General features: G+C 68.7%; 11 protein-coding genes, 1 pseudogene and 1 riboswitch. Of the genes and pseudogenes, 3 read left to right on the plus strand and 9 right to left on the minus strand.

Features of this window, described 5'->3' with window-relative positions:
• The coding region (locus ACHFFZ_RS15140) for a tyrosine-type recombinase/integrase (protein WP_394277431.1) at positions 1-420 on the minus strand (420 nt) is incomplete at its 3' end.
• Positions 421-489: 69 nt separating this feature from the next.
• Positions 490-1,533, minus strand: coding sequence for a DNA polymerase domain-containing protein (locus ACHFFZ_RS15145; protein WP_394277432.1), 1,044 nt, complete (start codon positions 1,531-1,533; stop codon positions 490-492).
• 49 nt (positions 1,534-1,582) lie between these two features.
• On the opposite strand from ACHFFZ_RS15145, the gene msrB reads away from it, so the two are divergent.
• The gene (gene msrB / locus ACHFFZ_RS15150) at positions 1,583-2,029 is read left to right on the plus strand and encodes a peptide-methionine (R)-S-oxide reductase MsrB (protein ID WP_394277433.1); all 447 of its coding nucleotides are present in this window, start codon (positions 1,583-1,585) and stop codon (positions 2,027-2,029) included.
• A 28-nt stretch (positions 2,030-2,057) separates the two neighbouring features.
• On the opposite strand, the gene ACHFFZ_RS15155 is transcribed toward msrB, so the two are convergent.
• The 4 genes from ACHFFZ_RS15155 to hemE all read right to left on the minus strand — a co-directional run bounded on the left by ACHFFZ_RS15155 (position 2,058) and on the right by hemE (position 5,901).
• Complete coding sequence (locus tag ACHFFZ_RS15155) at positions 2,058-3,113, minus strand: ABC transporter substrate-binding protein (RefSeq protein ID WP_394277434.1); 1,056 nt, start codon at positions 3,111-3,113, stop codon at positions 2,058-2,060.
• Entirely contained in the window at positions 3,110-3,898 is a 789-nt protein-coding gene (locus ACHFFZ_RS15160) for an ABC transporter permease (protein WP_394277435.1), read from the minus strand. Before ACHFFZ_RS15160 ends, ACHFFZ_RS15155 begins: the two co-directional genes overlap by 4 nt.
• Positions 3,899-3,987: 89 nt before the next feature.
• Positions 3,988-4,110: riboswitch (FMN riboswitch) on the minus strand.
• Between the two features lie 40 nt (positions 4,111-4,150).
• Positions 4,151-4,858, minus strand: a complete 708-nt coding sequence (hemQ, locus tag ACHFFZ_RS15165) for a hydrogen peroxide-dependent heme synthase (protein WP_394277436.1) — start codon at positions 4,856-4,858, stop codon at positions 4,151-4,153.
• The gene (gene hemE, locus ACHFFZ_RS15170) at positions 4,855-5,901 is read right to left on the minus strand and encodes a uroporphyrinogen decarboxylase (protein WP_394277437.1); all 1,047 of its coding nucleotides are present in this window, start codon (positions 5,899-5,901) and stop codon (positions 4,855-4,857) included. The genes hemQ and hemE overlap by 4 nt, the downstream gene beginning before the upstream one ends.
• A gap of 123 nt (positions 5,902-6,024) precedes the next feature.
• Here hemE and ACHFFZ_RS15175 point away from each other — a divergent pair, with 123 nt between their 5' ends.
• Together ACHFFZ_RS15175 and ACHFFZ_RS15180 are read left to right on the plus strand one after the other, a co-directional pair.
• On the plus strand, positions 6,025-6,615 hold the full coding sequence (locus ACHFFZ_RS15175; RefSeq protein WP_394277438.1) for a DUF3000 family protein: 591 nt from the start codon (positions 6,025-6,027) through the stop codon (positions 6,613-6,615).
• Positions 6,612-7,922: an HRDC domain-containing protein gene (locus ACHFFZ_RS15180; RefSeq protein WP_394277439.1), complete on the plus strand. Its 1,311-nt coding sequence runs from the start codon at positions 6,612-6,614 to the stop codon at positions 7,920-7,922. Before ACHFFZ_RS15175 ends, ACHFFZ_RS15180 begins: the two co-directional genes overlap by 4 nt.
• A gap of 17 nt (positions 7,923-7,939) precedes the next feature.
• On the opposite strand, the gene dxs is transcribed toward ACHFFZ_RS15180, so the two are convergent.
• From dxs to acnA, 3 genes and pseudogenes are all read right to left on the minus strand, one after another.
• The gene (gene dxs, locus ACHFFZ_RS15185; RefSeq protein WP_394277440.1) at positions 7,940-9,853 is read right to left on the minus strand and encodes a 1-deoxy-D-xylulose-5-phosphate synthase; all 1,914 of its coding nucleotides are present in this window, start codon (positions 9,851-9,853) and stop codon (positions 7,940-7,942) included.
• A gap of 51 nt (positions 9,854-9,904) precedes the next feature.
• Positions 9,905-10,399 carry a hypothetical protein gene (locus ACHFFZ_RS15190; RefSeq protein WP_394277441.1) on the minus strand — a complete coding sequence of 165 codons (495 nt, stop codon included), beginning with the start codon at positions 10,397-10,399 and terminating at the stop codon, positions 9,905-9,907.
• Between the two features lie 196 nt (positions 10,400-10,595).
• Positions 10,596-11,158, minus strand: a pseudogene (acnA, locus tag ACHFFZ_RS15195) (aconitate hydratase); the annotation flags it as partial.

Below are 11,158 nucleotides of genomic sequence, written 5' to 3' on the forward strand. Positions count from 1 at the left end.
CGTGTCCTGGTCTCGGCGGTCTGGGAACGTGGTGCCCTTGCACGTGCCCAGCAGTGCCCGCAGGTCATCGTCGGTGACGATGGGCACGGGTGCGGGCTTCTCGGTGGGGGTCTTCATCTTCGCCATGGGGTTCGCGTCTAGCTCCCCCTCGTCGATGCACCACTCAGCGAACCGGTACAGGCCGCGGAAGCGGGTTTTGCGGGTGTTCGCGGACTGCCCTTGCTCGTCGAGGTGGGCGAGCCATTCGCGGACGTTGCCGCGGGTGAAGTTGTCGGCGGTGGGTGCCTGCCCGTCGCTGACCAGCCATTCGGAGAAGAATCGGACGCTCTGGCCGTAGAGGCGCAGGGTGCCTGCGGCTCGGCCTTCGGCTCTGAGGGCGCGGGCGAAGCTGGTGGCGAGGTCGTCGAGGGGGATGCTCATGGATGCGACGTTATCAGGAGAATAAGCGCTGTGCTAGATGCACTCTTCCCGGATGGGGCGGTATCTGCCCTAGTCGATGCGCCTTTGACGGCTGGGTTGCACCCGGGGCGGCTCACCGGGCATCTTCGGGTACTCAGGAGGATAAGGCATTTCCCCCTGCCCGGCGGCGGCGTCACGTGCGTACCAGTCCAGAGCCGTCGCCAGACTGGCCGGGGACACGCGGTACAGCGGCTCCCAAGGGTCGCCCACCTGCTCGAAACGGGCGGGCATCGTCGCCACGGTGAACTCGCGGGGGTCGACCTCGGCCACCTCATCCCAGTCCAGGGGTGCAGAAACCAACGCTTCGGGGACGGGCCTGATGGAATAGGCGCTCGACATCAGGCGGTCGCGTGCCATCTGGTTGAAGTCGACGAAGATGCGCTCTCCTCGCTCCTCCTTCCACCAGTCGACCGTGACCAGCTCGGGCATCCGACGGGCCAACTCACGCCCGATGGCGATGGCGGCGTGGCGCGCATCGATGAAGTCGATGGGCTCCACGGAGGCGTAGACATGCAGGCCGCGTCCGCCCGAGGTCTTGCAGAAACTCTCCAGTGCGAGCTCAGCCAGCAGCGCGCGCAGTTCCAGCGCCACCTGCCGTGCTTCGGCGATACCGGTCCCCGGCTGCGGGTCGAGGTCCAGGCGCAACTGGTCCACCAGTTCGGTCTCGGGAGCCGTGACGGGCCAGGCATGGAAACGCAGCGTGCCGAGGTTCACCAGCCACAGCAGGTCTGCCAGGCAAGTGGGCATCACCTGCTGCGCGGTGCGCCCCGAGGGGTAGGTCACCGTCGCCGTCTGCACGTGCTCCGGCATCGAGAAAGGTGCCTTCTTCTGGTAGAAGGCGGCTCCGCGTCCCGCGCGGCTGGTGATGGTGGCACCGGGCTGCACTCCCCCGGGCCACCGCTCCAGGGTCGTCGGCCGGTTCCGCAGGGCTGCGAGCAGACCCTCACCGACGGACTGCACGTAGTTGGCCACGTGGAGCTTGGTGAGCCCCAGCTCGGGGAAATAGGGCTTGTCCGGGCTCGACAGGCGCACGGCGACGCCGTCTGCGTCCAGCTCGATGGCGGTGCTCGGCATGCCGCCAAGACTATCCGGAGGCTCTGGTGTGGCCGGGTACATTCGAGCCATGGCCGATGAGCAGAACGAATCCGTGACCCTTCCCAGCATCGAGCGCATCGTCAAGAGCGATGCCGAATGGCGATCCCAGCTCAACGACCTGGAATACCAGGTGCTGCGCCAGTCGGGCACCGAGCGCCCCTTCACGGGTGAGTACACCGACACCACCACCGAAGGCGTCTACAGCTGCCGTGGCTGCGGCACTGAACTGTTCCGCAGCACCGAGAAGTTCGGGTCGCACTGCGGCTGGCCGAGCTTCTTCGCTCCCTTGGCCGAGGAGCGGGTCCGTTATCTGCGAGACGAGTCCATCCCCGGACGCCCGCGCGTCGAGGTGCGTTGCGCCGCGTGCGACTCCCATCTTGGCCACGTCTTCGAGGGTGAGGGCTATGACACCCCCACCGACCTGCGCTACTGCATCAACTCGGTCTGCCTGACCCTGGAACCGACCCAGTCCTGATGCTGCCCGGTCCTGAGCCGCTGTCGTTTCAGGACTGGCCCATCACGGAGGCATCGACCGCGTGACGGGCGTCCACCGGCTTGGTGAGCAGGCCCGCGGTACGCATGAACTTCTCCATCGCCACGAAGCGCGACTCGGTGAGCAGTCCGTCGGGCCGCTGCTGGTCTCCATTCCACAGCGGGATGCTGGCCTCGAGGGTGGCGGCCGCAGACTTCTGGGCGGCTGCCGCCTCGAGTCCGGGCACGTGCCGGGTGGAGACCTGGATCGCAGCCGCGGGGTCGTCGACGACGGCCTGGATGCCCTTGACGCTGGCCCGGCAGACCGCCCGCACCATGTCGGGCCGTTCGGCCAGCACGGCGCGGCTGGTGACGATGCTGGTGCTCACCAGGGGGATCTCGTCGCCCAGGCCGATGGCGCGCACCGGCACCCCGGCGCCCTCGAACTGCACCATGTCGTTGTTGGCAAAACCCATGATGGCGTCGACCTTGCCGGTGGCCAGGGCCGCCTGCTGGGTGTAGCCGATCTGCTGGATGGTGACGTCCTTCTCGGTGAGCGAGGCCTGGTGCAGGGCAAGCTGGAGGCCGTACCAGGTCTCGCCGAACTTGCCGGGAACTCCGATGGTGTGGCCCTTGAGCTGCTCGAGGGTGGTGATCGGTGAGTCCTTGGGCACGATCACCACCACCGGGTAGGCGCGGTAGAAACCGGCGACGGTCACCAGGTCCATTCCTTCGCTGTTGGCCTGGAGCACCTCATCGCCGCCGGCGATGGCGAACTGCTCCTGCCCGGAGCTGAGGGCGTTGAACAGCCCCTCGCTGGCACCGTGGTGACGCAGGCTCGCGTCGACGCCCGCCTGGCTGTACAGCCCCTTGGTGGCTGCCCAGTAGAAGGGGGCGAACTGGATGTTGGGGATGTAGGTCAAGCCGATCACGGCCTTCCCGAGCCGCGCTGCCCCCGTGGACGGCGACCCGGACGATGAGGCCGTGGCCGAAGAGGTGGCCTTCTGCACGGCGGTGCCGTTGCAGGCAGTCGTGGCGAGGCAGGCACCGCCCAGGGTGAGCAGGGTTCGGCGGGACAGGCTGGTCATCGGGAGGCCTTTCGCAGGGGGCGGGAGTCCTCGAGGCGCAGGCTGCGCTCGAAGTGGCGGATCAGGGAATAGATCGTCGAGGCGACGGTGCACAGGGCGAACAGGGTGGAGAACATGCCGACGGTGTCCACCTGGTCGCGCTGGACGGTCAGCAGCTGGCCCATGCCGTTGCCGCCCATCACCATCTCCCCGACCACGGCGCCGGTGATGGACAGGGTGAAGCCATTGCGCAGGCCGGCCAGCGCGCTGGGCAGGGCCAGCGGCCCCTCGATGAAGGCCAGCAGGGAGGCTCGGCCTGCGCCGTCCATCCGGGCGGCGTCGACAACCTCCGGGTCGACGTGCCGCAGGCCGAGCAGGGCACTGACCAGGATCGGGAAGAAGACCATCAGGGCGCACAGCAGGACCACCGCGGGCAGGCCATAGCCGATCCAGAGCACCAGCAGCGGTGCCAGGGCAATTGCCGGGATCGCCTGGGTGGCACCCAGGAAGGGATTGACGGCGGCCGAGAACCATCGGGACTCGTGGATGGCGACGGCCAACGGAATCCCCGCCAGCAGCCCCACGGCACAGCCCCCCAATGCCTCTATCAGGGTCAGGCCCAGGGCGCGCCACAACAAGGGGCCGGAGAGGTCGTTGCCCAGCCGCACCAGCACGTCTCCCGGTGCCGGCAGCACGAAGGCGGGCCACCCGGCCCGGCTCACCAGGAGCTGCCACAGACCTACCAGGACCAGGCCCAAGACCACAGGCGCGGTGATCGTGCGCAGGGTGGTGCGGTGTGTGCCCACGTGCGCCTCCCTCGTCGATCCCGCCTGTGCAGTGGCATGACGGGAGGACGCCGAGGGGTCTCGACGGGGCATGCGGCCGCAGCCGCGAGGCGTGTCTCCTCCCATCCAGACTTTCACCGTCGGTTCCGGAATTGCACCGGACAGGCCATCACGGGGATGGTTCGCGGACTGTCACCGCCGGCTCGGACTTGCACCGATCCCGGAACACGCCGTGCGGGGCCATTATAGGACCGGCCCCGCAGGGTGCCTGCCTCAGCAGCAGGCGCAGCCACCTTCGTGGGGAGTACCCCAGCTGGCCAGGATGGTCTCGAGCTCGCGACGGCGGCCGGTGAAGAAGGGCTGTTCCTCGCGCATGTGCTTGCGGGCGTCGGCCGCGCGCAGCTCGCGCATCAGGTCGACGATGCGGTGCAGCTCGGGCGCCTCGAAGGCGAGGATCCACTCGTAGTCGCCCAGGGCGAAGCTGGCGATCGTGTTGGCCCGCACGTCCTTGTACTCGCTGGCCATCATGCCGTGCTCGCGCAGCATGCCGCGACGCTGGTATTCGGGCATCAGGTACCACTCCGAGTCGCGCACGAAGGGGTAGACGCACAGGTAGTCCTCGGCCTTCTCGCCCTGGAGGAAGTTGGGGACATGCGACTTGTTGAACTCGGCCTCACGGTGGATGGCCATCTGGGACCAGACCGGCGCCAGGGTCTGGCCCAGCTCGGTGGCGCGGAAGGCGAGGTAGGCGTCCTGCAGGGTGTCGGAGCTGGGCGCCCACCACCAGACCATCAGGTCGGCCTCGGCGCGGAAACCGGCGATGTCGTAGAAGCCACGGATGGTGAACTCCTTGCCCTCACAGGCCTTCTCCACCGCCGCGATCGCCTCGGCAGCGGCCTCCGGGCGCACCGGGGTGGTGCGCTGGAAGACCGCGATGTTCATGTAGTAGGTGCCGTGGTTGATCGCGTCGAACTTGCTCATGCCTGTGCCTCCTGGCGGATGGTGGGTGCTTCCTCGTGGACCAGCTCGACGATCCGGGTCAGCACGCCCGGGTCGGTGGTGGGCGGGACTCCATGCCCCAGGTTGAAGATGTGGCCGGGGGCCTTGGCCCCGGCACGGATGACCTCGCGGACGCGCTCGGCCAGCACCTCCCAGGGGGCCAGCAGCAGGGCCGGGTCGAGGTTGCCCTGGACAGCCTTGTCCGGGCCGATGCGTCGGCTGGCGACATCCAGGGGCGTGCGCCAGTCGACGCCGACGACATCACTGCCCGCCTCGGCCATCGCGGGCAGCAGCTCGGCCGTGCCGACACCGAAGTGGATGGTGGGCACGCCACCGGTCAGCGAACCGAGGACCTGGCTGCTGTGCGGCAGGACACGTTCGCGGTAGTCGCGCTCGGCCAGGGCGCCGGCCCAGGAGTCGAAGAGCTGCACCGCGCTGGCGCCCGCATCAATCTGCACCTGCAGGAAGGTGCTGGAGATCTGCACGAGGCGACGGCACAGCTCGTCCCACAACTCTGGGTCGCCGGCCATCATCGACTTGGTGCGGGAGTGGTCCTTCGAGGGGCCGCCCTCGACGAGGTAGCTGGCCAGGGTGAAGGGTGCGCCGGCAAAGCCGATCAGCGGCGTGGCGCCGAGCTCGTCGACGATCGAGGTGATCGATTCGGTGACGAAGCCCACCTGGGCCGGATCGAGGCTGCCGATCTGGTCGAGGTCGGCGCGGGTGCGAATGGGATTGGCGACCACCGGGCCGGTGCCCGGGACGATGTCGAGGTCTACCCCCATGGCCTTGAGGGGCAGCACGATGTCGGAGAAGAAGATCGCCGCGTCAACCTGGTGACGACGGACCGGCTGCAAGGTGATCTCGTGGATCATCCCGGGCTCCATGCATGACTGGAGCATGCTGGTGCCCTTGCGCAGTTCACGGTATTCAGGGAGGGATCGGCCAGCCTGACGCATGAACCAGACGGGCAACCGTACGCCCTGTTCGCGTCGAGCGGCAGCAACGAGGTCAGATGCGTGGCTCACCTGCTCGATTCAACCACACCCACGAGTGGACGGCACATCGTCGACGGGCCACAGGCTGAAGGCCTGGTGGGGACGCGGCGAGCCTGTCAGGGCGGCTGGGCGGCAGTGCCTAGGGTCTTGGCCGTGGAACCATCCCGCCTTACCAGCCAGCCGTCCAGCACCTTCGATGCCCTGCTGCGGATCATGGACGGGCTGGACTGGGCCGGTGACATGGATGTCGAGCGCATCCCTGGACCCCGTGGGCTCGCGGCCCGCTCGGCCGCACTGGCCGCCGAGGTGAACGGACGCGACCAACTGGCCAGCGGTCGGTTGGTGCTGCTGCAGGAGGACGAGGCGGTGCCCGCCTGGGGTGCCGACCTGCGCCTGGTGAGCCTGGTCCAGTCCGAGGTGACGCCCGGGATGGCCCAGGGTTCGACGGTGCACGACGTGGGCTGGAGCTGGGTGCAGGGCTCACTGGATGCCCGCCGTGCGCACTGGGGCGCCCGGTCCGGTACAGTCTCGACGGTTTCGAGTCGCACTTTCGAGGGACTCCAGGACAACCCCGACCATGCGGAGATCGAGATCAGGGCGTCGTGGACGCCCCTGCTGGATGATCCCGGCCAGCTGGTCGACCACCTGCTGGCCTGGCAGGACCTGGTGCGTACCGCCGCTGGCCTGCCTGGATCGTCCGCAGGCGTGGTGATGCTGGGTTCCAGGCTGGGAAGGACACGATGAACGACAAGACGAGCGCACAGTCCTCGGCGAGGGAACTCGACGGCGAAGGCGCGCCGGGGGTGGCGGACACACCGATGGCGGTGCTCGACCGGCCGCGCGACGGCGCACCGACGGTCGTGGACACCCCGGAGGCCCTGGCCGCCAGCGTGGCCGCGCTGGCCGGCGGCACCGGAGCCGTCGCCGTCGACACCGAGCGCGCCCAGGGCTTCCGGTACTCATCCAAGGCCTACCTGCTGCAATTTCGCCGCACCGGCTCCGGCACCCACATCATCGACCCCATCGCCTTCGAGGATGCCTCGGGCGTGCCGCAGCTGCAGGAGCTGCAGGAGGCGATTGTTGACGCCACCTGGATCATCCACGCCGCCAGTCAGGACCTCCCCTGCCTGGTGGAGGCCGGTCTGGTGCCCCGCACCATCTTCGACACCGAGCTCGCCGGCCGGCTCCTGGGACTCGACCGAGTCGGACTGGGTGCCATGATCGAGCGCTACTTCGGTCTGCGGCTGCTCAAGGAGCATTCGGCAGCAGACTGGTCGCGCCGTCCCCTGCCCGACGAGTGGGTCAACTATGCCGCCCTCGACGTGGAACTGCTGGTGGAGCTGTGCGAGACGATGACCGGCGAGCTGGAGACCGCCGGCAAACTCGGCTGGGCCATGCAGGAGTTCGACCACCTGGTCGAGCACTGCACCGATCCGGTGAAGCCCCGGCCCGAGCGGTGGCGCCGCACGCACGGGATGCACCAGGTGCGTACGCCGATCGGTCTGGCGGTGGTGCGTGAACTGTGGAGCGTGCGCGACGAGCTGGCCTCCCGCCTGGACAAGGCTCCGGGCCGGCTGGTGCAGGACAGTGCCGTCAGCGAGCTGGCCGCCAGGGCGGCCACCACGCGCCCGCCGCACGTGCCGAGCAAGGAGGAGCTGCGCCAGGTCAACGGCTTCAAGCGCCGCACCGCCAAGCAGTACGAGAACAACTGGGTTGCCGCCCTGGAACGGGTGTCCGCAATGAGCCGTGCCCAGCTGCCCAGCGCCCGGGTGCCCACCGATGGCCCCCCGCCGCCGCGCAGCTGGGAGCGTCGCCACCCCGAGGCCTTCGCCCGCTGGAATCGGGTGCGCCCCGCCACGCAGGAGATGGCGGAGAAGCTGTCGATGGCGCCCGAGAACCTGATCGCTCCCGATGCGCTGAAGCGCATCACCTTCGAGCCGCCCTCCCCACTGGAGTCGCAGGCGCTCGATGCCCGTCTGGCCGAGCTCCAGGTGCGGCCCTGGCAGCGGGAACTGTTGGTTCCGCTGCTCCAGGACCTGCTGGCGGACTGAGGCTGGCCCCGCTGGGGTCAGCCCTCCAGGGAGGTGGGCGCGGTGCTCTGCTCCTCGGAGGCCTGCATCAGGTGGCATCCGAGCACCTGGTGCGCGATCTCCTGACCCGTCAGGCCCAGGTCTTGCAGCAATTCCGGACGGCTGGCATGGTCCAGGAAGCGCTGCGGGATCCCGAAGCACATCAGTGGGGTGGTCACGCGCATGCGGCGCATGGCATCACCCAGTTGGGCCCCCACGCCCCCGACGACCATCGAGTCCTCGATGCTGACCACCAGCTGGTGGCGTCCCGCCTGGTCGACCAGTGCGGGGCTGACCGGCACCGACCACAGCGGGTCGACCACGGTGCTGCGCACGCCCTGGCGCGCCAGGCGCTCGGCGACGTCGAGGGCGAGGCCCACGAACTGTCCGTGGCCCACGACCAGGATCTCGGCCTCCTCGTCCAGGCGCAACAGGTCGAGTCCGTCCTGGTGGCGCACCGCCTCGATCGGGTCGGGCAGCTTCTCCTTGGACCAGCGCACCACGGTGGGGCCGTCGTCGATCCCCACAGCAGTCTCCAGCGCCTGGGCCATCCGTACGCCGTCGCGCGGCGAGCTGAGGCGAAGACCCGGCACCAGCGAGCACATCGACACGTCCCACATGCCGTTGTGGCTGGCGCCGTCGCTGCCGGTGAGGCCGGCACGGTCGAGGCAGAAGGTGACCCCCTCGCGGTGCAGGGCCACATCCATCAACAGCTGGTCGAAGGCGCGATTGAGGAAGGTCGAGTAGACCGCGACGACCGGGTGCAGGCCGCCAGCGGCCAGGCCTGCGGCGGAGGCCACCGCGTGCTGTTCGGCGATGCCCACGTCGAAGGTGCGCTCGGGGAAGACCTGCGAGAAGCGGGCGAGCCCCACGGGGTGCAGCATCGCCGCGGTGATCGCCACTACCTCGGGATGGCGGTCGCCGATGCGCACCATGGCCTCGCTGAAGGCATCGGTCCACGTGGCCTGCACCGTGGCGGACAGTGGCTCGCCGGTCAGCTCGTTGATCTTGCCGACGGCATGGAAGCGGTCCTCCTCGTGGTCCTCGGCGAACTTGAAACCGCGCCCCTTCTGGGTGATGCAGTGCACGATCACCGGACCGCCGAAACCCCTGGCCTGCTCCAGTGCCTGTTCCACGGCCTCCAGGTCGTGGCCGTCGATCGGGCCCAGGTACTTCAGGCCCAGGTCACTGAACAGCCCCTGCGGCGCCAGGACATCCTTCAGGCCGGCCTTCATGCCGTGCAGCAGGTCATAGGCGGGCCGACCGAAGATGGGGGCCTTGTTGATGCTGCGCTTGGCGACGTCGAGCACCTGTTCGTAGCGGCGGTCGGTGCGCATCCCCGCCAGGTGGGTGGCCAGGCCTCCCACGGTGGGCGTGTAGGAACGACCGTTGTCGTTGACGATGATGACCAGCCGCAGGCCCTCCTGGACGGCGATGTTGTTCAGCGCCTCCCAGGCCATGCCGCCGGTGAGGGCCCCGTCGCCGACCAGGACTGCGACGGTGCGGTCCTCGCCCTTGAGGCGGAAGGCCTTGGCCAGGCCCTCGCCCCAGCTGAGCGAGGTGGAGGCGTGCGAGTTCTCCACCCAGTCGTGCTTGCTCTCCGTGCGGGAGGGATAGCCTGACAGCCCGCCCTTCTGGCGCAGGCTCTCGAACTGTCCGGCGCGGCCGGTGAGGATCTTGTGCACATAGGCCTGGTGCCCGGTGTCGAAGACCAGCGGGTCATTGGGCGAGTCGAAGACGCGATGTATCGCCATGGTCAGCTCGACCGCGCCCAGGTTCGGGCCCAGGTGCCCACCGGTGCGGCTCACGTTGGTCACGAGGAAGGCCCGGATCTCGCGAGCGAGCTCTGCGAGCTCGGCGTAGTCCAGCGCGCGCAGGTCGCTCGGGGATGAGATGTGGTCCAGCAAAGACATGAGTGACATTCTAGTCCTGTCTGGCTTGGCAGGGGGCATTCGTCGGGTGGCTCACAGCTTTTCCACGAAGTCCTCACCCCTCAGTGCCGTCTCCACCAGAGCCACGGCACGGCGTACCCGCACCAGGCGGGCCCCCTCGCTCTGGATGGTACTGGCCGCCTGGTCGAGGACGTCGTCACCCACCAGGCCACCGAGTTCCGCCCGTGCGGTGCCCAGCATCCGTCGTGAGCTCTCGATCTGGCCATCGACGAACTGGGCCGCCATCCGGGCCAGCACGACCGGATGGCGGCGCAGCACCTGGTGAGCGCGATAGTCAGCCGGGCACTGGTCGAGCAGCCAGCCGACGGCCGCCTGCTCCCAGTCGTGGCTCCCCCGCGGCGGCACCTCCGCAGGCCAGCCGGGTGGCAGGAAGACCTGGCGTCGGGGCTCCTGGACCGAAGGGCGGCGTACGCGCACCGCACCCCCGGCGTGGTAGCCAGTGGTCTGGCCGCGTCCTGCCGGCCTCCTCGTGCCCGCGTCGGGGTACTGCGTGAAGGCCATGCCCATGGGTCCACCTCTTCCCTGTCGTGGCGCCACCCGGATGGTGGCGCGCCGTGCCTGGGGAAGAGACTGCACGTCGCCTCTGACATTTTGTCGAACTGGTTTTCGGTGACGCATGCTGGGCTCCGGAAATGCACGAGGGCCGTGCCAATGGGTCACTGGCACGGCCCTGTTCGACCTGTCCCGCCTCAGCGGGAGCCGGTCACTTCATCAGCTGACGCAGCACGTACTGCAGGATGCCGCCGTTGAGGTAGTAGGCGCGCTCCCCGGGGGTGTCGATGCGCAGGATCGCATCGAACTCGACCTCGCTGCCGTCGGCCTTGGTGGCCACGACGTGCAGGGTCTTGGGGGTCTTGCCCTCGTTCAGCTCGGTGACACCGGTGACGTCGAAGGTCTCGGTGCCGTCGAGGCCGAGCGACTCGGCATTCTGGCCCTCGGGGTACTGCAGCGGGATGACGCCCATGCCGATGAGGTTCGAGCGGTGGATGCGCTCGTAGCTCTCGGCGATGACGACCTTGATGCCCAGCAGCGTGGTGCCCTTGGCGGCCCAGTCACGCGAGGAACCCGAACCGTACTCCTTGCCGGCCAGGACGACCAGCGGGGTGCCGGCCTTCTCGTAGGCCTCCGCGGCCTCGAAGACCGTGGTCACGGGGGCGTCGTCCTGGGTGAAGTCACGCGTGAAGCCACCCTCGGTGCCGGGGGCCACCTGGTTGCGCAGGCGGATATTGGCGAAGGTGCCACGGATCATCACCTCGTGGTTAGATC

It is taken from the genome of Luteococcus sp. (assembly GCF_043424415.1).
Taxonomy (GTDB): Bacteria; Actinomycetota; Actinomycetes; order Propionibacteriales; family Propionibacteriaceae; genus Luteococcus.